Source organism: Cellulomonas sp. JZ18 (assembly GCF_009720485.1).
Taxonomy (GTDB): domain Bacteria; phylum Actinomycetota; class Actinomycetes; order Actinomycetales; family Cellulomonadaceae; genus Cellulomonas.
Map to the genome: position 1 here is coordinate 1,182,919 of NZ_CP045245.1, position 22,204 is coordinate 1,205,122.

Consider the following 22,204-nt stretch of genomic DNA (forward strand, 5'->3'; position numbering starts at 1 on the left):
TCCGCCCGCCGCGCGCACCGGGCCGTCCGGCCGACATGCCGAGCAGACCACGGTGCCCGCGCGCCGGGGAGGAGCTGACCGCCCGTGACCACCCCCGTGTCCGCGCCGTCGTCCCTGCGCGCCGGCGAGCGCGCGCCGGTGGCCCGCACGCTCGTCGACGTCTTCGCCGAGACCGTGCGCCGGCACCCCGACGCGGTCGCGATCGACGACGGGGACGAGGTGCTCACGTACGCCGCGCTCGACGACGCGGTGCGGCTGCGCGCCGCACGGCTCGCCGCGGCGGGCGTGCGGCGGGGCGACCGCGTCGGGGTCCGGGTCACGTCCGGCACCGTGGGGCTGTACCTGTCGGTGCTGGCCGCCCTGCGCGCCGGCGCCGCCTACGTGCCGGTCGACGCCGACGACCCGGACGAGCGGGCGCGGACCGTGTTCGCGGAGGCCGGCGTGCGCGTCGTGCAGGGGGACGGGCCGGAGCTGACGGACGCCGACGGCGCCGTCCTGCCCGCCGTCCCGGCGAGCGGGGGGCGCGCGGGCACGGACCCGCAGCCGCCGCGTCCGTCCGACGACGCCTGGGTCATCTTCACGTCCGGCTCCACGGGGCGGCCCAAGGGGGTCGCCGTCACGCACCGCAACGCGGCCGCGTTCGTCGACGCCGAGGCCCGGCTGTTCCTGCAGGGGGCGCCGATCGGACCCGGCGACCGGGTGCTCGCCGGCCTGTCGGTCGCCTTCGACGCCTCCTGCGAGGAGATGTGGCTCGCCTGGCGGCACGGCGCGACGCTCGTGCCGGCGCCGCGCTCCCTCGTGCGTGCGGGCACCGAGCTGGGGCCGTGGCTCGTCGAGCGCGAGATCAGCGTGGTGTCCACCGTGCCCACGCTCGCGGGCCTGTGGCCCGTCGACGCGCTCGCGGGCGTGCGGCTGCTGATCTTCGGCGGCGAGGCGGTGCCGCCGGAGCTCGCCGCGCGGCTCGCCGGACCGGGCCGGGAGGTCTGGAACACCTACGGGCCGACCGAGGCGACGGTCGTCGCCTGCGCCGCGCCGCTCGTCCCCGGCGAGCGGGTGCGCATCGGCCTGCCCCTCGACGGCTGGGACCTCGCCGTCGTCGGGCCCGACGGTGCCGAGGTGCCCGAGGGGGAGACCGGGGAGCTCGTCATCGGCGGGGTCGGCGTCGCGCGCTACCTCGACCCGGAGCTCGACGCCGTGCGGTTCGCGCCCGCGCCCGGGCTCGGCTGGGACCGCGCGTACCGCACGGGCGACCTCGTCGAGCGGCACGAGGAGGGTCTCGTCTTCGTCGGGCGCGCCGACGACCAGGTGAAGGTCAACGGGCACCGCATCGAGCTCGCCGAGGTGGACGCCGCCCTGCTCGCGCTGCCCGGCGTGGCCGGTGCCGCCGCGGCGGTGCGCCGGTCCGTCACGGGCGCGGCGCTGCTGGTCGGCTACGTGGTGGCCGCCGACGGCGCGCCGCTCGACACCCCCGACCTGCTGGCGCGGCTGCGCGCGGTGCTGCCCGGGTCGATGGTGCCGCTGCTCGCACCCGTGGCCGACATCCCGACGCGCACGTCGGGCAAGGTCGACCGCGACGCGCTGCCGTGGCCCGTGCCGGGCGCCGGCACGGCCCACCCGAGGCCGGCCTGACGGGGACGGCGGCCTGGGTGGGGCAGCAGTGGGCGGACGTGATCGGCGTGCACCCCGCCGACGCCGAGGACGACTTCTTCCTGCGCGGCGGCAGCTCGCTGACCGCCGCCCAGCTGGTGTCCGCGCTGCGCACCCGCTACCCCGAGGCGACCGTCGCGGACGTGTACGCGCACCCGGAGGTCGGGGACCTCGCGGACTTCCTCGACACGACGTGGCCCGAGGCGGCGCAGGGCCCGGCGGCCGGCGGCCCGGCCGCGGCCGTGCGCCCCGTGCCCGTGGCGGCGCAGGCCGTGCAGCTGCTCGCGCTGCTGCCGCTGCGCGGGCTCGTCGCGCTGCGCTGGCTGACCGCGCTCGCCGCCGCCGCGAACGTCGCGCACCTCGTGGCGCCCCTGCCGTGGCTGCCGCCCGTGTCCTGGTGGTGGGTCGCCGTCGGCTGGCTGCTCACCGTCAGCCCGCTCGGCCGTATGGGGGTCAGCGCGCTCGGCGCCCGACTGCTGCTCGCGGGCGTCCGCCCGGGCACGTACCCGCGGGGCGGCTCGGTGCACCTGCGGCTGTGGGCGGCGGAGCGGCTCGCGGAGGGCATGGGCGCCGTGACGCCGGCGACGGCCGCGTGGGTCGGGCTGTACGCGCGGGCGCTCGGCGTGCGCATGGGCCGCGACGTCGACCTGCACTCGGTGCCGCCCGTCACGGGCATGCTCACGCTCGGGCGGGGGTGCGCGGTCGAGCCGGAGGTCGACCTGTCCGGGCACTGGGTGGACGGCGACGTCCTGCACGTCGGGCACGTCACGGTCGGCGCGGGGGCGACCGTCGGCGCCCGGAGCGTCCTCTACCCCGGTGCGCACGTCGGCGCCGGCACGGACGTGGCCGCCGGCTCGGCGGTGCACGGGGCGACGGGGGAGGACGAGTACTGGACCGGCTCGCCCGCCACCCGGGCGCACGAGGCGCGGCACCCGTGGCCCTCCCGTCGCCCCGCGCGGGACCGGGCGCGGGCGTGGGTGGCGGGGTACGCGGCCGCCGGCGCGCTCGTCGCGGCCCTGCCCGTCGTCGCCGTCGCCGCCGGTCTGGCCGTCGTCGCGTGGGCGGTGCGCGGCACACCGACGCTCGGCGCGGCGGTCGGCCCCGCGCTGCTCGCGAGCGTGCCCGCGGGCCTGCTCGCGTACGCGCTGTACGCGGTCCTCGTCGTGGTCGCGGTGCGCGTGCTGGGCCGCGGCCTCCGGGAGGGGTACCACCCGGTCCGCTCGGGCCAGGGGCTGCGCGCGTGGACGACCCAGCGCGTCGTGGACGCCGCCCGCACGACGCTCTTCCCGCTGTACTCGTCGGTGGCGACGCCCGCGTGGATGCGCCTGCTGGGCGCGCGCGTCGGCGCCGGCACCGAGATCTCCACCGTCGTCGGCCTGCCGTCGATGATGCGGGTCAAGGACGGTGCGTTCCTCGCGGACGACACGATGGTCGCGCCCTACGAGCTGGGCGGCGGGTGGCTGCGGGTCGCCGTGGCCAAGGTCGGGCGGCGCGCGTTCCTCGGCAACTCCGGCATGACGGCACCGGGACGCGCCGTGCCGAAGAACGGGCTCGTGGCCGTGCTGTCCGCGACGCCCCGGCGCACCCGACCGGGCTCGAGCTACCTCGGCAGCCCCCGGCGCCGCTGCCGCGCGCGGCGACGCTCGACGACCCGGCGCGCACGTACGACCCGCCCCGCGCCTGCGGCGGGCCCGCGCCGCCGTGGAGCTCGCGCGCGTCGTCCCGGCGCTCGCGGTGGGCACGCTCGCGCTCGGGACGCTGCTGGCGCTGCAGGCCGTCGTGCTCGCGGCCGGCTGGTGGGCGGCCGTCGCGGCCGGCGGGCTCGTGCTGGTGGCCGCGGGCGTCGTCGCGGCGCTCGTCACGATCGTCGCGAAGTGGCTGCTCGTCGGGCGGCACCGGCCCGGCGACCACCCGCTGTGGAGCGCGGCCGTGTGGCGGGGCGAGCTCGCCGACACGTTCACGGAGATGCTCGCCGCCCCGTTCGCGGCCGACCCGGCGACGGGTACCGTCGCGCTGGTGTGGTGGCTGCGCGGGCTCGGCGCCCGGATCGGGCGGGGCGTGTGGTGCCAGTCGTACTGGCTGCCCGAGGCGGACCTGGTGCGCCTCGGCGACGGCGCCACCGTCGGGCAGGGGTGCGTCGTGCAGACCCACCTGTTCCACGACCGCGTGATGAGCCTGGACGCGGTGACGCTCGAGGACGGCGCGACCCTGGGGCCGCACGGCGTCGTGCTGCCGGCGGCCGTCGTGGGCGCCGGTGCGAGCGTCGGGCCGGCCTCGCTCGTGCTGCGCGGCGAGCGCGTGCCCGCCGGCAGCCGGTGGGTCGGCAACCCGATCGCCCCCTGGCGGGACGAGCGGGCGTCCGCGTGAGGCCCGCGGACCGCACGTCGTCCTCCGACCCCTACGCCACCGGCCACGGTGACCCGGCCTTCCACGTCGCGCACTACGACCTGGACCTCACGTACCGCGTCGCGCCGAACCGCCTGCGGGGGACGGCCACGCTCGACGTCGAGGTGCTCGCCCCGACCCGGGCGCTCGTGCTCGACCTCGTCGGCCTCGCGGTCGAGCGCGTCGAGGTGACGGGCGCCCCGCTCGTCCGCCACGACCACCGCGGCGGACGGCTCACGCTGCGGCTCGGACGGGACGTCGGGGCCGGCACGCGCCTGACGGTGACGGTCCGCTACGGCGGGACCCCGCGGCCCGTGCGCAGCCCCTGGGGCGAGGTCGGGTGGGAGGAGCTCGAGGACGGGGCGATCGTCGCGAGCCAGCCCACCGGGGCCCCGTCGTGGTTCCCCTGCAACGACCGCCCCGACGACCGCGCGACGTACCGCACGGCCCTGACGGTGGACACCCCGTACCGGGTGCTCGCGCACGGGCGCCTCGTCGGGCGGCGCACCCGCGCCAGCACCACCACGTGGGTGCACGAGGAGGACCGGCCGACCGCCACCTACCTGGCCACCGTGCAGGTCGGCCGCTACGAGGAGCTGGTGCTCGGCGACGGCGCGGCGCCGCAGCGCGCGCTCGTCCCGGCCGCGCTCGTGCCGGCCGTGCGGGGCCGGCTCGCGCACCACGACGCCCTGCTGTCCTGCCTCGTCGACGCGTTCGGCCCGTACCCGTTCGCCGGCTACACCCTCGTGTGCACGCCCGACGACCTGGAGATCCCCGTCGAGGCGCAGGGCGCGGCGGTGTTCGGCGCCAACCACCTGACGGGTCCCGACGCCGACGACCGCCTGGTGGCGCACGAGCTCGCGCACCAGTGGTTCGGCAACAGCGTCGGGCTGGGGACCTGGCAGGACATCTGGCTCAACGAGGGCTTCGCCTGCTGGGCCGAGTGGTGGTGGTCGCAGGCGTCCGGCGGACCCGACGCGCGGACCCTCGCACGCACGTGGCACGGCCGCCTGGCCGCGCGGCCGCAGGACCTGGTGCTGACCGACCCCGGCTACGACCGGATCTTCGACGACCGCGTGTACAAGCGCGGCGCGCTGACGCTCGAGGCCCTGCGCGCGGTGCTCGGCACCGACGCCTTCCTCGGGCTGCTGCGCGCGTGGACGTCCCGGTACGGGCACGCGACGGCCACGACGGACGACCTGCGCGCGCTGGCCGCGGAGCACGCCGCGGCGACCGGGGGCGACGCTCTCGCGCGGCGCGTGGCCGACCTGCTCGTCGACTGGCTGGACCGGCCCGCGCTGCCGCCGCTGCCCGCCGCGGGCTGACCCGGGGCCCGACGGCCCCGGGGGAGGGCCGGCACCGCCCGGGTCAGGACACCGTGCCGCGCAGCAGGCGGTGCCAGTAGACCTGCACCTCCAGGTAGCGGTCGAACAGGTAGAGCCCGCGCCCGGGACGCACCAGGTCCGGGAACGGCACGCTCGGCTCGGCGTTCCCGTCCCGGTCGTGCTCGGCGAGCAGGAGCCTGCGGCGGGACGTCGTCACGGGGGCGACGGTGTAGCCGTCGTAGCGCCGCACCGGCCCGCCCGTCCGGCGCGCGGCGAGGTTGTGCGCGACGACGGGCACCTGCTTGCGCAGCGCGCCCCCGGACGGCGAGGTCTCGACCGTCGCCACGTCGCCGAGCGCCCACACCCGCGGGTGCACGCGGTGCTGCAGCGTCTGCGGGTCGACGGCGACGAAGCCGTCCGAGCCCGGGCCGTCGAGGCCGCTGTCCGCGACCCAGCCGGGTGCGCGGTGCGGCGGCACGAGGAACAGGACGTCGTAGGCCAGGGCGTCGGGGCCGTCCGGGGTGCGGACGTGGACGGTCCGCGCACCGGGGTCCACGGACGTCGGCGTCGTGCCCGTGCGCACGCGGACGCCGTACGACTCCGCCGCGGCCCGCAGCTCGCGGTCCGCGCGGGCGAGACCCGCGAGCGCGTCGCCCTCGACCAGCAGGTCGACCGTGACGTCCCCCAGCACCCCCGTGCGCCGCCAGTGGTCGGCGGCCATGAGCAGGGGCTTGAGGCCGACGGGCATGCAGGGCACGTGCCGTGCCGACAGCGCGAACACCGCGCGCCCCGACGTCAGCGACGACAGCATCCGCCACGCGTCCGGCGCGTGCTCGGGCAGGTAGCTCGTCGAGGCGTGCGGGCCGGCGACGGCCTCGCGCGACCCCGGGACCGCGGCCCAGTCGACCTGCGAGCCCGGGCAGAGCACGACGTCGCCGCACGTCAGCTCGTCGCCACCCGCCAGGTGCACGGCGGGTCCCGCCGGGTCCACGGCCGTGACCCGGTCGCGGTACCAGTGCACGCCGCGGGCATGACCTCGACCTGCGGGCGGGTCAGGTCGTCCAGCGTCGCCGTGCCGCCCGCGACGTACGAGAGCAGCGGGCGGTAGTGGTGCACGTCCTTCGGCTCGACGACGGCGACGTCACGGCACCCGTCGCGCAGCAGCTTCGCCGCCAGGGAGATGCCGGCGTTCCCGCCACCGACGACGACGACGTCGTGACGACGCACGCTCATGCGGCACGCTCCCGCGGGCTCGAGGACGAGGACGTCCGCCACGCTAGGCGACCGTCCCCGCGTCCGCCCGCCGGGCGCGGGCGTGGGCGCGGACCGGCGTCAGGGCGTGAACCGGCCGGTGCGGGGCGGCCCGCCGCTGACCGAGGCGACGATGTCGGCGGCGAGGTCGGCGACCTTCCGGTTGCGGCCCTGGCTGGCGCGGCGCAGCAGGGCGAACGCCTCGTCCGCGGTGCAGCGCTGCTGGGCCATGAGGATGCCGAGGGCCTGGTCGATGGCGCTGCGCGACTCCATCGCGGCGTGCAGGTGGTCGACCATCTCGGCCTGCTCGGCGTGCCGCAGCGCGACCGCCACGACCTTCTGGGCGCGGGCCGCGAACGCCGCGAGGTCGTCGCGCAGCGCGCCGGCGAACATGCCGGGTCTGGTGCCGTACGCGTTGAGCGCCCCGACCGGCCGGCCGGCCGGTGCCAGCGGCAGGGACAGGCTGCTGCGCAGGCCGTGCTCGGCGACGCGTGCGGGGTAGACGCCCCAGCGGCTCTCGCGCGCGTAGTCGTCGACGACGACGACCACCCCGTGGACGAGGCTCTCGAGGCAGGGGCCCTCCTCCTCGTCGTACTGCAGCTCGTCGGCGACCTGGGAGAGCGGGTCGCTCGACCCGACGCTGAGGGCCCGCCGGCCGCGGCGGACCGTGATGCCGCACGCGGCGACGTCGGGGTGGAGCGCGGCGGCGGCGTCGGCCACCTGCTGGAGCTGCTCCTCGACCGCGTCGGTCCGCAGCACCAGGTCGAGCAGGGCGGCCGTCTGGTCGACGGGGGCGCCGGGCCGCCCGAGGGCAGGGCGCCGGGCGCGGAGGCGTGGTCAGCGGGCACGTCGATCACCGATCTCGGTGGCGGAGCCACGGCACGGGTGCGGCGGGTCGCGTCACGGATGGACGTTCGGCCGCAGACGGCGGCGGTTGCCCCGCCGCTCGGGGATCCCCGGTCACCGTCCACGGTACCCCTGCGCGCGCCCGGTCGACGGCTGGTGGTTCCGCCCGCCCTGTCCGAAGGGTTACCGTGGTCCCGGTTGGGACGCAGCCGTCCCGCCGGTGACCACCGGCGGCCCCGCTCGCGCCGCACCGCCGGCGCCCGGCCGAGGAGGCCCCGTGGCGAACACGCCGGTCCCGGTTCCCGTCGACGTCCCCACGGTCGGCGCGGGGTGCACCGTCGAACGCGTGGGCGGCGCCGAGCCGCTGCTGCGCCTGCACGGCGACCTGGACCGCGACGCCGCACCCCGGGTCGAGGCCGTGCTGCGCGCCTCCCTCTCCGGCGACCGGCCGCACGTCGTGCGGCTCGACCTCGGACCACTGACGTTCGTGGACGTCGAGGGCGTCCGGCTGCTCGGCCGGGTGCAGCGAGCCGCCGCCGCCCGCGGCGCCCGCCTCGTCCTGCTGCACGTGCGGCCGCTCCTGCGGGAGGTCGCGCGCGTCGTCGCCCCGGACCTGCTCGCGGCCGAGGAGCGGCCGGGTCGGCCGGGCCCGCGCGGGTCCTGACCGCGGCAGCGCCGCTGCGCGCCGCGCCGGCCGGTGGCACGGTGGTCCGGTGCCCGACAGTCCGCCGCCCCTGCTGACCTTCGGTCACGGCACGCTCGACCAGGACGGGATCGTCGCGGCGCTGCGCGCGGGAGGCGTGCGGTCCGTGGTGGACGTCCGCCGGTTCCCCGGCAGCCGCCGGCACCCGCACGTCGGGCGGGACGCGCTGGCCGGGTGGCTGCCCGACGCGGGTGTCGCGTACCGCTGGGAGGAGCGGCTCGGCGGGCGGCGTTCGGTGCGCGGTGCGGAGGCGGTGGACACGTGGTGGCAGGTGGCGGCGTTCCGCGCGTACGCCGCCCACACGCGCACCGACGCCTTCCGCGCGGGCATGGGGGACCTGCTCGCCGAGGTCGCCGCGGCAGGTGACGGTCGCGTCGCGGTGATGTGCAGCGAGACGGTGTGGTGGCGCTGCCACCGCCGGCTCGTCGGCGACGTGGCCGTCCTGCTGCACGACGTCGAGGTGCTGCACCTCGCCCACGACGGGCGCCTCGCCCCGCACCGGCCGGCGGCGGGGGCGCGCGTCACGGACGAGGGCCTCGTCTACGACGCCCCGGCGGACGCCGGCTGAGCGGCCGTCCCCGGGTGGGGCCGGTCAGCCGGGCCGGGCGGGGGAGCCCGCGCCGCCGGCGGTGACCCCGTGCCGGCGTCGCACGAGGTCGACGACGCCGATGACGAGCGCGACCACGAGCAGCGCCACCGTCGCCATCAGCCCGTTCGTCACGCCCGCGGTGCCGTCGCCGGAGGCTGCCCCGGCGAAGTACAGGGCACCGACGACCGCGATCCCGACCGCCGACCCCAGCCGCTGCCCGGTCTGCAGCACCCCGCCCGCCGCACCCGCCTGGTCGACGGGCACGTGCTCGAGCGCGAGCGTCTGGTTCGGGGCGATGACGAGCCCGCTGCCCAGGCCGGCCAGCAGCAGCGGCGCGGCGGTCCACCACCCCGTGACGGACCGGCCGCCCGCCGCGTCGAGCAGCACGTCGGTCAGCACGAGGCCGGCGACGACGAGCACCAGCCCGGTGACGACGACGGCGCGTCCCCGGGTGCTGACGACCCGCCCGCCGATCGCCGCCGTCACCGCCGAGCCGAGCGCGAACGGCGTGATCGCCAGGCCCGCCTGCAGCGGGGTGTAGCCGAGCTGGTCCTGCAGGTACAGCGTGAGGACGAAGAAGATGCCCGTGAACCCGGAGAAGTACGCGAGCGCGAGCAGGGCGCCGGACGCGTACCCGGGCACGCGGAACAGGGACAGCCGCACCATGGGCGTACCGCCGCGCGCGTCGACGCGGCGCTCCCACAGGACGAACACCGCCAGCAGCACGAGCCCCACGACCAGCAGCGCCGCGTCGACCGGCTCCCACTGCTCGCTCACCAGCGGCCAGAGCACGCCGACGACGCCTGCGCCCAGCAGCACGGCCCCCACGGCGTCGAGGTCGCGCGCCGGCTCCTTGTCGCGCCGCGGCGCGAGGTAGCGCAGGGACAGCAGGATCGCGAGCACCCCGACGGGCAGGTTGACGAGGAAGACCCAGCGCCACCCGTGCTCCGGCCCGACGACGGCGAGGATCACGCCGCCCAGCACGGGACCGATCGCGGTGGACACGCCGATGGTCGCGCCGAGGCGCCCGAACGCCCGCCCGCGCTCGGCCCCCTGGAAGAGCTGCTGGATCAGCCCCGAGACCTGGGGGTTGATGATGCCGCCGCCGACGCCCTGCGCGAGGCGCGCCACGACGAGCCACGCCGCCGACTGCGCGAGCCCCGCGGCGAGCGACGCGAGCGTGAAGACCAGGACGCCCGCGATGAACAGCGCCCGCCGGCCGCGGGCGTCCCCGAGACGCCCCGCGCTGACCAGCACGAGCCCGAACGTCAGCGCGTACCCGGACACCACCCACTGCAGCGCGGCGGCGGACGCGTCGAGCTGGTCGGCGATCGAGGGGAGGGCGACGTTGACGATGCTCACGTCGAGCAGCGTCATGAACCCCGCGGTGAGGCAGACGCTGAGGGCCTTCCACCGGTTCGGGTCGGGCTCGGCCTCCGGACGCGCCGCCGTCACGGCGCGAGGCGGACGGGACCGGCGTCGATCCGCACCCGGAAGAGCGCGTACGGCTTCTCGCGCCGGTCCTGCCCGCGCTGGTAGGTCGCCTGCCGGTGCAGCTGGTTCGCCGTGACGTACAGCCAGCCGTCCGCGACCGACAGGGTGTCGGGCCACAGCAGCCGCGGGTCGCGGGCGACGGTCTCGAACGTGCCGTCCGGCAGCCGGCGCAGCACCGCGTCCTGCTCGTACGCCGTGAGGTACACCCGTCCTGCGTCGTCGGTCTCCAGCCCGTCGGAGCCGGTGCCCTTGTCGCCCTCGTCCACGACGCTCGCCGCGACGGCGTCGTCGTCGAGGGACCGGTCGACGAGCGCGTCGACGGACACGCTCCACCAGCGCCGGCTCGCCAGCGGGCAGTACAGCAGCCGCTCGCCGTCGGCCGAGATCGCGATGCCGTCGGCGCCCATCGCGACGGGCTGCGCGTCCGCGTCGGGCTCGGGCGCCTGGACGAACGGGCGTCCCTCGACGAGCGGGCGGAAGTCCTGCCAGCCGAGCGCCTTCGTCGACGGGTGGTCGTGCAGGCGCCGCCACGCGTCCCCCGTCGCGAGGTCCACGACGACCAGGCCGTTCGGCCCGGAGTCGGAGGAGTCGGTGATGAACGCGTACCCGGCGTCACCGCGGCGCAGGTCCAACCGGACGTCGTTGAGGTAGGTGCTGGGCAGCGCGACGTCGGGCGCGAACGTGATCACCTGCGCGACGGTGTCCGTCGCGAGGTCGACGCGGACGAGCTTCGGCCCGCCGGGCTGCGTCGGCTCGAACATCGGGCTGCCGGTGTCGAGCACCCACAGCCGGTCGGCGGGGTCGACGACGACGCTCTGCACCGAGACGAACGCCCCGGCGTCGTCCTGCCCGGACGGGCTGTTCCACCGCTCGTCCGGGTACGGCACGGCCTGCCCGTCGCGCAGCTCGGTGACGGTCGCGGGCACGTCGTCGCCCCACAGCGGGTAGTTGACGAAGACCCGGCCCGTGCGCGACACCGTGACGCCGGTGGGCATGGGGCCGTGGAACTCGTGGACGAGCTCGAGGTCGGTCATCGGTGCTCCTGTCGTCGGGCTCCTGCCATCGGGGCGGGGGTCATCCGGCGTGCTCCGCGGACAGGCCCGCGGGGTCGTCGCCGGCCTCGCCCGCGCGCTGCCGGTCGAGCAGGTCGCGGCCGTGCGCGCCGTCCGGCTCCTGCGCGAGCCCCTGCCGCATCTGCTCCACCTTCGACGCGGGCACGCGCGGCGGGAGCAACGGGGCGTCGCGGTCGACCACGGCGTGCAGCACGCAGGGCCGGTCGGCCGCGAGCGCCTCGCGCCACGCGTCGGCGAGCTGCCCGGGCTCGTCCACCCGGATGCCGCGGAGCCCGAGCAGCTCCGCGTACTGCGCGTAGGGGAACGCCGGCACGGTCTGCGAGACGGGGAAGCGCGGGTCGCCCTCCATCTCGCGCTGCTCCCACGACACCTCGGCCAGGTCGCCGTTGTCGAGCACGAGCAGGACGAACCGCGGGTCGGCCCAGTCGCGCCAGCGGTGCGCGACGGTGACGAGCTCGTTGATGCCGTTCATCTGCGCCGCGCCGTCGCCGGACAGGGCCACGACGGGCCGGTCCGGGTGCAGCAGCTTGGCGGCGATCCCGTACGGCATCGCCGACCCCATGGACGCGAGCGTGCTCGACAGGTGCGCCGGCACGCCCGGCGGCAGGCGCAGGAACCGGGCGTACCAGTACACGACCGAGCCCACGTCGACCGCGACCTGCGCGTCCGCGGGCAGGTGCGCCGACAGCTCGTGCAGCACGCGCTGCGGGTTCAGCGGCGTCGCGGGTGCGGCGACGCGCTCGTCGGCGATCCGCCGCCACGCCGCGACGGACTCCTCGACGTGCGCCCGCCACGGCCGGCGCTCGTCCGCGCTGCGCTCCGGCAGCCGCGCGAGCAGCGCCGCGAGCGTCGTCCCGGCGTCGCCCGCGAGCGGCACGTCGACCGGGTACTTCGCGCCGAGGTTGCGCGCCGCGACGTCGACCTGGACGGTCCGCACCTGCCCGAGCGGCGGGTAGAACTCGGTCCACGGGTCGCTGCTGCCGACGATGAGCAGGGTGTCGCAGCGGGCCATGAGGTCCGCCGACGCGGTCGTGCCGAGGTGGCCCATGACGCCGCAGTGGAACGGCAGGCCCTCGTCGAACAGCGGCTTGGCGGGCAGCGACGTCGTCAGGCCCGCGCCGAGGCGCTGCACGACCTCGAGCACCTCGCGCGTCGCGTGCGCGGCGCCGCGACCGGCCAGGACCGCGACGCGCTCGCCGGCGGCCAGCAGCTCGGCCGCCCGGTCGAGGTCGTCGTCGTACGGGACGCTGCGCGCGCGGGCGTGCGCCGGGGACGTCGTCACCACGCCGTGGGACTGCTCGGGCTCGGGCAGGTCCGCCTTCTGCACGTCGTGCGGGACGATCACGGCCGTCGGGCTCGACGTGGCGAGCGCCGTGCGGATCGCGTCGTCGAGCACGTGCGTCATCGCCTCGGGCGCCATGACCGTCTGCACGTACTGCCCGCACACGTCCTTGAGCAGCACCGGCAGGTCGACCTCCTGCAGGTACCCGCTGCCGAGCGCCGTCGTCACGACCTGCCCAACGATCGCGACGACCGGCGTGCGGTCGAGCTTGGCGTCGTACAGGCCGTTGAGCAGGTGCACCGCGCCCGGCCCCTGCGTCGCCAGGGCCACGCCGACCCCGCCGCCGTACTTCGCGTGGCCCGTCGCCATGAACGCGGCCATCTCCTCGTGCCGCGCCGTGACGAGCTCGACCTCGTCCTGCGCGCGGTGCAGCGCCGCGAGGATCGGGTCGATGCCGTCACCCGCGTACCCGAAGACGCGGTGCACGCCCCACTGCGCGAGCCGCTGCACGATCCCGTCCGCCACCGTCACCATGTACGCCGTCCTCGTCGTCGGATCCGTCCCGCCCCGGCCGCCCGGGCGCTCAGCCGACGAGGCGGTCCGCGGGCACGCCGAGGTGGACCGTGCCACCCTCCACGGACGCGATCTCGTCGGCGGCGGCGTAGCGGGAGCCCGTGAAGAGGCCGCGCGCGTCGATGCGGACGTACCCGACGCGCAGCAGCCGCTCGCGCTCCTGCTCGGGCAGGTCCGAGGGTCCGACGATCGCGTCGACCACCGCACCGACGATCCCGCCGGTCCCGCCCGTGTCCTGCCCGGCGCCCGTCGCGGCGCCCGGGTCACCCATCGCCACGGACGCGACCGTGCCGACGCGCTCGCCGGCGGCGTCCACGACGTCCATCCCCTCGGTGACCTGCCCGATCGGGCCCGCACCGCCCGCCGTCGCCGCGTCCGTCATGCCGCCTCCTGCGTCCCGTGCCGGGGCCCGTACGGCCCGACGTCGTGCCTCCCGACGGTAGGCGCGTGAGGATGACGACGCAGCCCGGGCGGGCCGGTGGCCCCGCCCGACCTCGCCGACCGCCCGGAGGCACCCGTGCTCCTGCTCGCGTTCGCGGCCCTCCTGCTCGTCGCCGTCCTGGTGTCCGAGCGGGCCAACAGGACGGTCCTCTCGACGGCCGTGCTGTTCCTGCTCGGCGGCTTCGCGCTCGGCCCGGGCGTCCTGGACGTGATCGACGTCGAGGTCGGCGACCCCGTCGTGTCGCAGCTCGCCGAGCTCGCCCTGTTCTCGGTGCTGTTCACCGACGGCATGCGGGTCGGGTGGCGGGACCTGCGCGCGGCGTGGCGGGAACCGGGACGCGCGCTGCTGCTGGGGCTGCCCCTCACGCTGCTCGTGACCGCGGCGCTGGCGCACCTCGTGGCGGGTCTGCCCTGGCTCGAGGCGCTGCTGCTCGGTGCCGTCCTGGCGCCCACCGACCCGGTCTTCGCGGCCGCGATCGTCGGACGGCGCGAGGTGCCGATGCGGCTGCGGCACCTGCTCAACGTCGAGTCCGGCGTCAACGACGGCCTGGCGCTGCCGTTCGTCCTCGTCCTCCTCGGCACGGTGGGGGGCGAGGGCACGCCGAGCGGATGGGTGCTGGCCGAGGAGATCGCCCTGGGCCTCGTCGTCGGGATCGGCATCCCGCTGGTGGTCGTCCGCCTGGAGCGGCTGCCGTTCCTCCAGGCGTCGCGGGCGCTCCAGCCGCTCGTGGCGGTCGTGACCGGGCTGCTGGTCCTCGCGGTCAGCCAGGTGACGCACGCGAACCTGTTCCTCGCGGCGTTCGCCGCGGGCATCACGCTGGCGAGCGCGAGCCCCGACCTGCGGCACGAGTTCGAGCAGTTCGGCGAGCTCGTCACCGAGCTGCTCAAGCTCGCCGCGATCCTCGTCTTCGGCGCGCTGGTCACGCCCGCGTTCCTCTTCGAGGAGATCACCCTGGCGGGCTGGGTGTTCGCGGTGCTGGCGCTGGTCGTGGCGCGGCCCGTCGCGCTGGCGATCTCGTTCGCCGGGTCGGGCATCCCCGCGCGGCAGCAGGCCGCGGCGATGTGGTTCGGTCCGAAGGGCTTCGCGTCGGTCGTGTACGGCCTGATCGTGCTGGAGTCCGGGATCGCGCGCGCCGACGAGCTCTTCCACCTCGTGGCGCTCGTCATCGTCCTGTCGATCCTGGCCCACTCCTCGACCGACGTCGTCGTCGCGCGGCAGTTCCACGAGGCGGACGACGAGGCGGACGACCAGGCGGACGGGCCGCCGATCGCCCGCACGCCCGGCTAGACCGACCTGTGGCGTCAGGTGGACGGGCCGAAGCGTTCCGCGCGGATCGCGGACGCGTCGTGCCCGAGCACGAGCAGCATGCGCGAGACGGCCTCCACGAAGCCCGTCGGGCCGCACACGAAGACCAGCGGCCGCAGGTCCGCGGGCCAGCCGTGGCGGGCGAGCCCGCGCAGGTCGAGGCGCCCGGGCGGACGCCCGGACGGGTCGTCCGGCGGGACGCCGCGCGTCCAGACGACGTGCGTGTCGACGCCGTCGTCACGCCGTCGCGGCCCCGTCAGCTCGTCGAGGAACAGCGCGTCCCCGGGCATCCGCACCGAGTAGACGAGGCGGAACGGGGTGCGGTCCGCCCGCCGCCGGCGCTCGCGCACCATGGACACGAGCGGCACGACGCCCGACCCGCCCGCGAGCAGCAGCACGGGCGCTCCGCCGGCCGCGCCGGGCGCCCACACGAACCAGCCGCCGACCGGGCCGCGCACCTCGATGCGCTGCCCCACGGCGAACTCGTCGACCAGGTAGGGCGAGACCTCCCCGCCCTGCACGCGCTGCACGGTGACCTCGACGCGCGTGGGGGCGTCCGGGTCCCACGGCGCGCCGATCGAGTAGGCGCGCACGGCCGTGTAGCCGTCGTCGGCCGTCAGGCGCAGGTCGACGTGCTGGCCCGCACGGTGCCCGCCCCAGCCGGGCACGTCGAGCACCAGCGTGCGCGCCGACGCGCTCTCGGCGTGCGCGTCGACCATCGTCGCGACCCGCCAGCCCGACGCGACCGCGAACCGCTCCCCGAGACGTGCCGCCCCGCGGGCGCGCCCGCCGGTCCCGTCGTCACCGCCTCCGCCATCGCGCGCCCCCTCAGTCGCCCTGGTAGCGCTGCTCGCGCCACGGGTCGCCGTAGTCGTGGTACCCGTACCGCTCCCAGAAGCCGCGCTGCTCGTCGCGCACGAGGTGGATCTCCTTCACCCACTTCGCGGACTTCCACAGGTACAGGTGCGGCACGAGCAGGCGCGCGGGCCCGCCGTGCTCGGCGTGCAGCGGACGGCCGTCGTAGGTGTGCGCGACCCACGCCCGGCCGCCGAGCAGGTCGGCGACGGGCAGGTTCGTCGTGTACCCGCCGTGGCAGGCGACGAGCGCGTACTGCGCGGACGAGCGCACGTCGGCGAGCAGGACGTCCAGGCTCACGCCGCGCCAGCGGGTCCCGAACTTCGACCAGCGCGTCACGCAGTGCAGGTCGACGGTCGGCTCGTCCTGCGGCAGGGCCATGAGGTCGGTCCACGACCAGGACCACTCCTCGAGGTCCTCGTTGCGGACCGTCAGGCGCCACCGCTCCGTGGGGACGTGCGGCGTGGTGCCCGCCGTCAGGACCGGGAAGCCGTGCTCCTCGTACTGGCCCGGGGGCAGCGCGATGCCGGCGGGCCGCGGGCGGCCGCGGAACCCGGGTGTGAGGTCGGTGGCGGCGACGGGCTCCTCCGGCGGCATGGGGCCATCGAACACGCCGCAGGGCCGTGAGCGACAGCCCCCGGCGCGTCAGCCGGTCACGACCTCCAGCGTGACCGGCACGTCCCGTCCCGCGTGCGCGGCGTCAGGCGGTCGGCAGGTCCAGGTCGCACACGACGGCGCGGTGGTCGGACGGCAGGACGCCGTGGACGGGCTCGTGCCCGGCGAGCGCGGCGTGCGTGACGTGCAGCGGCGGGGCGTCCGGCCGCCCGCGGCGGGCCAGCACGTGGTCGATGCGCCGGTCGATCTGCTTGACGGCCTCCAGCGGCGCCACCGGGGTGTCCGACGCGAGCGTCACGGCGTCCGGGTCGCCGCCGCCCAGGAGCCACAGGTCCTCCGCGACCTCCTCGAGCGGGGCCAGCTCCGGCGTGCCGGGCGCGGCGTTGAGGTCGCCGACGAGCAGCACGGGCAGGTCGCCGTCGAGCGCGGGGTCCGCGAGCAGGTCCGCGAGCGCGCGGGTCTGCGCGCGGTGGTCGGCGCTCGCCCCGGGCGTCGGCTCCCACTCGGTGCAGGCGACGAGCACGTGCAGCGGGCCGGCCGGGTGGTCGAGGACGGCGTGCAGCGCGCGCGCCGGGGCGTGCACGTGCGCGGGCAGGTCGTGCACGGTCGTCGTCCGCACCGGCCACCGGCTCACGAGCCCGATGCCGATCTCGACGCCCTCCTGCACGGCGTGCTCGGACGGCTGCGGCGCCGGCGGCACGCCGACGGGGACGAACACCCCGTGCCCGCCCAGCAGCGCGGCGAGCTCATCGGGCTGGCTCCCGTCCGCGTCGCGCCAGGTCTCCTGGAGCCCGAGGAGGTCGGGGCGCAGGTCCGCGACCACGGACCGGATCGCGCGCTCGCGGGCCGGCCACGCCTCGCCGAAGCGCCACCACACGTTCCACGTCGCCACGCGCACGCGCCGACGCTACGACCACCCCGGACCGGCGGTAGTCCCGGCCGCTCGGGGCGCGGACGGGGCGCGGGTCGGCCACGCTGTCCCCGACGGACGCAGTCCCCGACGGGCGCGCGAGCACGGCCGGGGGCCGGGACGGAGGTGGACGATGGCGCGCCGGCGCGACGAGCGGACGGGGGAGCGGCCGGGCGAGCTCGAGACGTACCGGTCGATGCGCGACTTCGACCGCACGCCGGAGCCCGCCGGCGGGACGCCCGAGCCCGCCCCGACGGGCGCCGCCGGTTCGTCGTGCAGCGCCACCGCGCGCGCCGGCTGCACTACGACGTGCGGTTCGAGATCGACGGCGTCCTCGTCAGCTGGGCCGTGCCGCGGGGGCCGACCCTCGACCCCGACGTGCGGCGCATGGCCGTGCACGTCGAGGACCACCCGCTCGAGTACGAGGACTTCGAGGGCGTGATCCCCGCCGGCGAGTACGGCGGCGGGGACGTCATCGTGTGGGACCGCGGCACGTGGGAGCCGTACAAGGGCGACGACCCCGCGGCGGACGTGGCCCGCGGCGAGCTGCACGCCGAGCTGTACGGCGAGCGGCTGCGCGGCAAGTTCCTGCTGGTGCGCCGCGGGGAGGGGGACGGCGGCAAGGAGCAGTGGCTCATGCTGCACAAGCACGACGAGCACGCCGTGACGGGCTGGGACGCGGAGGACCACCCCACGTCCGTCGTCTCCGGGCGCACCAACGACGAGGTCAAGGCGGACCCCGACCGGCTGTGGCGGTCGGACCTGCCCGCGTCGGAGGCGTCCGTCGCGCTGCACCCGCCCGTGCCGCCGGGCCCGACCGACGACGAGCTCGCCGCCCTCGACGACATCCGCCGCGACGGCACGTGGGAGGTGTTCGGCCGTGCGCTGCGCGTGACGAACCTCGACAAGGTGCTGTTCCCCGGCCGCGAGGGCGAGGAGCCCGTGACGAAGCGCGAGCTCGTGCGGTACGCCGCGCGCATCGCGCCCGTCGTCCTGCCGTACCTGCGCGGGCGCCCGCTCAACATGCACCGCTACCCGGAGGGGGCGGGCAGGAAGGGGTTCTGGCACAAGCAGCTGCCCGAGCACGCGCCCGACTGGGTGCCGCGCTGGGACAACCCGGAGGCGGACCCGGGGGAGACGACGACGTACCTCGTGGTCGACGAGCCGGCGGCGCTGGTGTGGGCGGCGAACTTCGGCGCGCTCGAGTGGCACGCCTGGACGTCCCTCACCGCCGACCCGCACCGGCCGACGTACGCGCTCGTCGACATCGACCCCGGCACGTCCACGCCGTGGGAGGACGTGCTGCTGCTGGCCCGCCTGCACCGGGACGCGTTCGCGCACCTGGGCGTGACGGCGCAGCCGAAGCTCACCGGCCGGCGCGGCATCCAGGTGTGGGTGCCGATCGCCGTCGGCCCGTCCTTCGACGAGACGCGCGCGTGGGTCGAGACGCTCTCCCGCACGGTCGGCGCCGTGGTGCCGGACCTCGTGAGCTGGCGGTGGGAGGTGCGCGAGCGCGGCGGCCAGGCGCGCCTGGACTACACGCAGAACGCCATCAACAAGACGCTGGTCGCGCCCTACAGCCCGCGCGCGGCCGCCGGCGCGCCCGTGTCGGCGCCGATCACGTGGGACGAGCTCGACGAGCCGTGGCTGCGCCCCGACGCGTTCACCGTCCGCACGGTCCTGGACCGGATCGCCGAGCGCGGCGACCCGTTCCGGGCCGTGCTCGCGCGCGACCAGCGCCTGCCGCGGCTGCGCTGACCGGCGTCACTCCAGCACGCCGCACGCGACCCGGTCGCCGGAGTCGCCGGTGCGCAGCGTCTCGTCGTCGGGACCCTGCGGCGCGTACCGCTCGGGGACGTTCGCGAAGTTGTCGCGGCCGGAGTGCACCATGACCGCGCTGCCGTCGTCGTCGAGCAGGTCGGCGTCGGTCAGCATGTCGGTCACGGTCTCGAGGTGCGCGGTGCCGTCCTCGGTGACGTACAGGCTCGGCAGGTCCCCGGCGTGGGCGCCGTGGTCGCCCTCGTCCGCGCCCAGGTGCCCACCGGCGGACAGGAACGCGCCGGTCCGGCTCGGGTCGTCCGGCGGCGAGCTCTCCGGGTCGCACTCGCCGACGGCGTGCACGTGGAACCCGTGGAACCCGGGTTCCAGGCCGCCGTGCACGTGCACGACGACCCGCATCCCCTCGCCCTCCGGGATCAGCTGCACGTCGCCGACGTCCTCGCCGTCCACGTCCTGCAGAGTCGCGGTCGCCACCGGCACGCCGGTCACCACCGGCGTCGAGGCCGGCGTGCCGCCGGCCGTCGCGTCCGGGGCCGCACCGTCGCCCCCGCCGTCGTCCGCCGCGCAGCCGGCCAGCGCCAGCGCGGCGAGCGCGGCCACGGACGTGCGTCGTACCAGGTTCCTCATCGTCGCCCCCTCGTGACGGTCCCCTGTCGCGGGTCGGGGCACCGACGCGGCCCGACCCCACGGGTCCAGCGTGGGCCCGTCCGGCCTCGTGCGCAGCCCGGGGCGGCGGGCCCCGGGTGCGCGCCCGCGGCACGCGGCACATGCTGGGGGGACCACCCCCGACCCGGAGGAGAGCCATGACCGACGACGTCGCGCGTGACGCGCTGCCCGTCCCGGACTACGACCACCTGCCCGTCGGGAGCCTCGGGCACCGGATCCGCTCGCTGGAGGCGGACGAGGTCGAGGTCCTGCGCCGGTACGAGGAAGCGCACGGCAACCGGCTGCCCGTGATCCAGGTGCTCGACCAGCGTCTGCGGGAGCTCGCCGACGGTGCCGAGCCGTCCGGCGGGGACCCCGCGGGGATCGCCCCGGAGCAGGCACCCGCGCCGCAGGGCGGCAGCACGGCGTCCCCGGCGACGACGGGCCCGCCGCAGAACCCGCCGTCCCAGGGTGTCCCGACCAACCCGGCGCAGCCGCGGGGCTGACGCGACGGGCTCACGACCGCCCGCCCGGTGCCCGGCACCGCGGCGGGCGGTCGTGCGTCAGCGGCGCTCGCAGGCCATCAGCAGGTTGCCGTCGGGGTCGCGGAACTGCAGGAACGCCACGGACCCGATGTCGGTGACGTCGCCGACGCGCTCGACGCCGAGCGCGTCCAGATGCTCCCGGACGGCGGCGAGGTCGTCGACCCACCAGATGAACCGCGGCGGGCCGTCCGCGGTGAACCCGGGGTGGTGCGCGTCGAGCGCGAGACCGACCTCGCCCTCCGTGGGCAGGTCGTGGATCCGCCCCTCGTGGCTCGTGTCGCCGGGGTCGAGCCCCAGCAGGGCGGAGTACCAGGCGACGGCAGCGGGCATGTCGCGCACCGGGACGAACACCTGGCCGATGCGGTTGCGGAGCGGGGACGCAGTCATGGTCGGGAGGCTAGCGGTGGGGTCCGACGCCTCAGGCGTGCAGGAGCGGCACGCCCGCGGCCGCGAGGTCGACGAGCGTCGGGTGGTCGGCGGGCACGTCGGTCACCACCCCCGCGACGTCCGCGAGCGGCAGCACCGCGAACGGCGACGCCGCGCCGATCTTCTCGGCGCTCGCGAGCACGTAGGTGTCGGCCGCCCGGCGGGCGAGCGCCCGCTTCATCGCCGCCTCGTCCGCGTCGCCCGTGGTGAGGCCCGCGACGGGGTGGACGCCGGTGACGCCGAGCAGGAAGACGTCGGCGCTGACGCGCTCGGCCGCCTCGACCGCCGCGGCCCCGCACGCCACCCCGGAGTGCTTGAAGATCCGCCCGCCCAGCAGGACCACCTCGACGCGCGGGTGCTCGACGAGGCTCGCCGCGACCGCGGGGCTGTGCGTGACGACGGTCGCGTCGAGGCCGGGCGCGAGCGCGCGCGCCACGGCGAGGGCCGTCGTCCCGCCGTCGAGGACGACCGTGCTGCCGGGCGCGACGAGGCGTGCGGCGGCCGCGGCGACCCGCTGCTTGCTGTCGACCGCGACGTCGCGGCGCGTCGCGAGGTCGCCGACCGCGGGGGACGCCGGCAGGGCGCCGCCGTACACGCGCTGGCACAGCCCGGCGGCGGCGAGGTCGCGCAGGTCCCGGCGGACGGTGTCCTCCGACAGGCCGAGCTCCGCGGCCAGGTCCTTGGCGACGATCCGGCCGTCCCGGCGGAGCCGGTCGAGGAGCAGGTCACGACGCTGGGCGGTGAGCACGGGGACACCCTTCTGCACGATTGATCTTGTTGTTGCACGTTCCTGCCCCTAGTGTCGCACACATGCCGACCACGTCCACCGCCGCCACCGACTCCGCCCAGCCCGGCACCCGCGTCCCCGACCACCGCGGCCGCACCGACCTCGACCGCACCGGCCTCGACCTGACAGGGAACCCACGCGTCCGCGTCGTGGCCGTCGAGCTCCTCGCCGCGGCCTGGCACGTGCTGCGCCGCACGACGTTCGACTACCTCGGGACGGACGGCCGCTGGACGCGCCAGCAGCGCGAGACGTACGACCGCGGCGACGGCGCGACCGTCCTGCTCTACGACCCCGAGCGCGCGACCGTGCTGCTCACGCGCCAGTTCCGCTTCCCGGTCTACGTCAACGGCCACCCCGACGGCATGCTCCTCGAGACGGCCGCGGGCCTGCTCGACGACGACGACCCCGAGACCGCCGTGCGGCGCGAGGCCGAGGAGGAGACGGGCGTGCGGGTCGGGGCGCTCGAGCGTGTCTTCGAGGTGTACATGAGCCCGGGGTCGGTCACCGAGCGCCTGCACTTCTGGGCGGCGCCGTACACGCCCGCGCGGCGCACGGGAGCCGGCGGCGGCGTGGCCGAGGAGGGGGAGGACGTCGAGGTGGTCGAGCTGCCGTTCGCCCGGGCGCTCGCGATGACGCTGACGGGCGAGATCGCGGACGCGAAGACGATCCTGCTGCTGCAGTGGGCGGCCCTGCACGGCCCCTTCCGCGACCGCTGACCGTCGACCGG

Annotated in this window: 20 protein-coding genes and 1 pseudogene; 8 read left to right on the forward strand and 13 right to left on the reverse strand. The window is 76.9% G+C overall.

Translation table 11 applies throughout. The features are described from left to right. Positions 1 to 96 precede the first annotated feature (96 nt). Positions 97 to 4,014: pseudogene (locus GC089_RS05490) on the forward strand (Pls/PosA family non-ribosomal peptide synthetase). Then, positions 4,011 to 5,357, forward strand: coding sequence for a M1 family metallopeptidase (locus tag GC089_RS05495; protein ID WP_196250832.1), 1,347 nt, complete (start codon positions 4,011 to 4,013; stop codon positions 5,355 to 5,357). The pseudogene GC089_RS05490 and the gene GC089_RS05495 overlap by 4 nt, the downstream one beginning before the upstream one ends. Positions 5,358 to 5,400: 43 nt before the next feature. Here the strand turns inward: GC089_RS05495 and GC089_RS05500 are convergent, their stop codons facing one another. The 3 genes from GC089_RS05500 to GC089_RS05505 form a co-directional block, all read right to left on the reverse strand. Next, positions 5,401 to 6,327 (reverse strand): FAD/NAD(P)-binding oxidoreductase, encoded by a 927-nt coding sequence (locus GC089_RS05500; protein WP_370514074.1) that lies wholly within the window; start codon positions 6,325 to 6,327, stop codon positions 5,401 to 5,403. Continuing rightward, the gene (locus tag GC089_RS18890; protein ID WP_230685078.1) at positions 6,300 to 6,590 is read right to left on the reverse strand and encodes an FAD-dependent oxidoreductase; all 291 of its coding nucleotides are present in this window, start codon (positions 6,588 to 6,590) and stop codon (positions 6,300 to 6,302) included. Before GC089_RS18890 ends, GC089_RS05500 begins: the two co-directional genes overlap by 28 nt. A gap of 99 nt (positions 6,591 to 6,689) precedes the next feature. Continuing rightward, positions 6,690 to 7,367, reverse strand: a complete 678-nt coding sequence (locus GC089_RS05505) for a GAF and ANTAR domain-containing protein (protein WP_196250833.1) — start codon at positions 7,365 to 7,367, stop codon at positions 6,690 to 6,692. Positions 7,368 to 7,731: 364 nt separating this feature from the next. On the opposite strand from GC089_RS05505, the gene GC089_RS18370 reads away from it, so the two are divergent. Beyond that, the gene (locus GC089_RS18370) at positions 7,732 to 8,118 is read left to right on the forward strand and encodes an STAS domain-containing protein (RefSeq protein ID WP_196250834.1); all 387 of its coding nucleotides are present in this window, start codon (positions 7,732 to 7,734) and stop codon (positions 8,116 to 8,118) included. A gap of 49 nt (positions 8,119 to 8,167) precedes the next feature. Next, positions 8,168 to 8,725 (forward strand): DUF488 family protein, encoded by a 558-nt coding sequence (locus GC089_RS05515; protein WP_155376797.1) that lies wholly within the window; start codon positions 8,168 to 8,170, stop codon positions 8,723 to 8,725. A gap of 24 nt (positions 8,726 to 8,749) precedes the next feature. On the opposite strand, the gene GC089_RS05520 is transcribed toward GC089_RS05515, so the two are convergent. From GC089_RS05520 to GC089_RS05535, 4 genes are read right to left on the reverse strand one after another with little or no spacing between them, the layout of a single operon-like run. Next, positions 8,750 to 10,201, reverse strand: a complete 1,452-nt coding sequence (locus tag GC089_RS05520) for an MFS transporter (RefSeq protein WP_230685079.1) — start codon at positions 10,199 to 10,201, stop codon at positions 8,750 to 8,752. After that, positions 10,198 to 11,274: an L-dopachrome tautomerase-related protein gene (locus GC089_RS05525; RefSeq protein WP_155376798.1), complete on the reverse strand. Its 1,077-nt coding sequence runs from the start codon at positions 11,272 to 11,274 to the stop codon at positions 10,198 to 10,200. The genes GC089_RS05520 and GC089_RS05525 overlap by 4 nt, the downstream gene beginning before the upstream one ends. A gap of 40 nt (positions 11,275 to 11,314) precedes the next feature. Continuing rightward, positions 11,315 to 13,129, reverse strand: coding sequence for a thiamine pyrophosphate-requiring protein (locus GC089_RS05530; protein ID WP_155376799.1), 1,815 nt, complete (start codon positions 13,127 to 13,129; stop codon positions 11,315 to 11,317). Between the two features lie 49 nt (positions 13,130 to 13,178). Further along, a complete protein-coding gene (locus GC089_RS05535) occupies positions 13,179 to 13,550 on the reverse strand; it encodes a hypothetical protein (protein WP_155376800.1) in 372 nt (123 codons plus the stop codon). A 96-nt stretch (positions 13,551 to 13,646) separates the two neighbouring features. Here GC089_RS05535 and GC089_RS05540 point away from each other — a divergent pair, with 96 nt between their 5' ends. Next, positions 13,647 to 14,897: a cation:proton antiporter gene (locus GC089_RS05540; RefSeq protein ID WP_230685080.1), complete on the forward strand. Its 1,251-nt coding sequence runs from the start codon at positions 13,647 to 13,649 to the stop codon at positions 14,895 to 14,897. Between the two features lie 14 nt (positions 14,898 to 14,911). On the opposite strand, the gene GC089_RS05545 is transcribed toward GC089_RS05540, so the two are convergent. From GC089_RS05545 to GC089_RS05555, 3 genes are all read right to left on the reverse strand, one after another. Continuing rightward, complete coding sequence (locus tag GC089_RS05545; RefSeq protein ID WP_155376801.1) at positions 14,912 to 15,634, reverse strand: FAD-binding oxidoreductase; 723 nt, start codon at positions 15,632 to 15,634, stop codon at positions 14,912 to 14,914. 109 nt (positions 15,635 to 15,743) lie between these two features. After that, positions 15,744 to 16,367, reverse strand: coding sequence for a sulfite oxidase-like oxidoreductase (locus GC089_RS05550; protein WP_155376802.1), 624 nt, complete (start codon positions 16,365 to 16,367; stop codon positions 15,744 to 15,746). A 103-nt stretch (positions 16,368 to 16,470) separates the two neighbouring features. After that, positions 16,471 to 17,283, reverse strand: coding sequence for an endonuclease/exonuclease/phosphatase family protein (locus GC089_RS05555; RefSeq protein ID WP_155376803.1), 813 nt, complete (start codon positions 17,281 to 17,283; stop codon positions 16,471 to 16,473). A gap of 285 nt (positions 17,284 to 17,568) precedes the next feature. Here GC089_RS05555 and GC089_RS05560 point away from each other — a divergent pair, with 285 nt between their 5' ends. Continuing rightward, complete coding sequence (locus tag GC089_RS05560) at positions 17,569 to 19,053, forward strand: DNA polymerase domain-containing protein (RefSeq protein WP_230685081.1); 1,485 nt, start codon at positions 17,569 to 17,571, stop codon at positions 19,051 to 19,053. Positions 19,054 to 19,059: 6 nt separating this feature from the next. Here GC089_RS05560 and GC089_RS05565 read toward each other — a convergent pair whose 3' ends face one another. Further along, positions 19,060 to 19,701 carry a superoxide dismutase family protein gene (locus GC089_RS05565; protein ID WP_155376804.1) on the reverse strand — a complete coding sequence of 214 codons (642 nt, stop codon included), beginning with the start codon at positions 19,699 to 19,701 and terminating at the stop codon, positions 19,060 to 19,062. Positions 19,702 to 19,877: 176 nt separating this feature from the next. Between GC089_RS05565 and GC089_RS05570 the strand changes: the two genes are divergently transcribed. Further along, positions 19,878 to 20,225 (forward strand): hypothetical protein, encoded by a 348-nt coding sequence (locus tag GC089_RS05570; protein WP_155376805.1) that lies wholly within the window; start codon positions 19,878 to 19,880, stop codon positions 20,223 to 20,225. Positions 20,226 to 20,282: 57 nt separating this feature from the next. Here GC089_RS05570 and GC089_RS05575 read toward each other — a convergent pair whose 3' ends face one another. Further along, positions 20,283 to 20,651, reverse strand: a complete 369-nt coding sequence (locus GC089_RS05575; protein WP_155376806.1) for a VOC family protein — start codon at positions 20,649 to 20,651, stop codon at positions 20,283 to 20,285. Positions 20,652 to 20,682: 31 nt separating this feature from the next. Further along, positions 20,683 to 21,456: a DeoR/GlpR family DNA-binding transcription regulator gene (locus tag GC089_RS05580; protein ID WP_370514075.1), complete on the reverse strand. Its 774-nt coding sequence runs from the start codon at positions 21,454 to 21,456 to the stop codon at positions 20,683 to 20,685. A gap of 44 nt (positions 21,457 to 21,500) precedes the next feature. Between GC089_RS05580 and GC089_RS05585 the strand changes: the two genes are divergently transcribed. Then, on the forward strand, positions 21,501 to 22,193 hold the full coding sequence (locus tag GC089_RS05585; RefSeq protein WP_155376807.1) for an NUDIX domain-containing protein: 693 nt from the start codon (positions 21,501 to 21,503) through the stop codon (positions 22,191 to 22,193). Positions 22,194 to 22,204: the final 11 nt, after the last annotated feature.

Bases quoted from the DNA above. Each gene is read 5' to 3' on its own strand.
- GC089_RS05550 (WP_155376802.1), bottom strand. From the start codon at position 16,367: ATGCCGCCGGAGGAGCCCGTCGCCGCCACCGACCTCACACCCGGGTTC.
- GC089_RS05570 (WP_155376805.1), top strand. From the start codon at position 19,878: ATGACCGACGACGTCGCGCGTGACGCGCTGCCCGTCCCGGACTACGAC.
- GC089_RS05530 (WP_155376799.1), bottom strand. From the start codon at position 13,129: ATGGTGACGGTGGCGGACGGGATCGTGCAGCGGCTCGCGCAGTGGGGC.
- GC089_RS05565 (WP_155376804.1), bottom strand. From the start codon at position 19,701: ATGAGGAACCTGGTACGACGCACGTCCGTGGCCGCGCTCGCCGCGCTG.
- GC089_RS05545 (WP_155376801.1), bottom strand. From the start codon at position 15,634: ATGGTCGACGCGCACGCCGAGAGCGCGTCGGCGCGCACGCTGGTGCTC.
- GC089_RS18890 (WP_230685078.1), bottom strand. From the start codon at position 6,590: ATGAGCGTGCGTCGTCACGACGTCGTCGTCGTCGGTGGCGGGAACGCC.
- GC089_RS05525 (WP_155376798.1), bottom strand. From the start codon at position 11,274: ATGACCGACCTCGAGCTCGTCCACGAGTTCCACGGCCCCATGCCCACC.
- GC089_RS05575 (WP_155376806.1), bottom strand. From the start codon at position 20,651: ATGACTGCGTCCCCGCTCCGCAACCGCATCGGCCAGGTGTTCGTCCCG.
- GC089_RS05535 (WP_155376800.1), bottom strand. From the start codon at position 13,550: ATGACGGACGCGGCGACGGCGGGCGGTGCGGGCCCGATCGGGCAGGTC.
- GC089_RS05585 (WP_155376807.1), top strand. From the start codon at position 21,501: ATGCCGACCACGTCCACCGCCGCCACCGACTCCGCCCAGCCCGGCACC.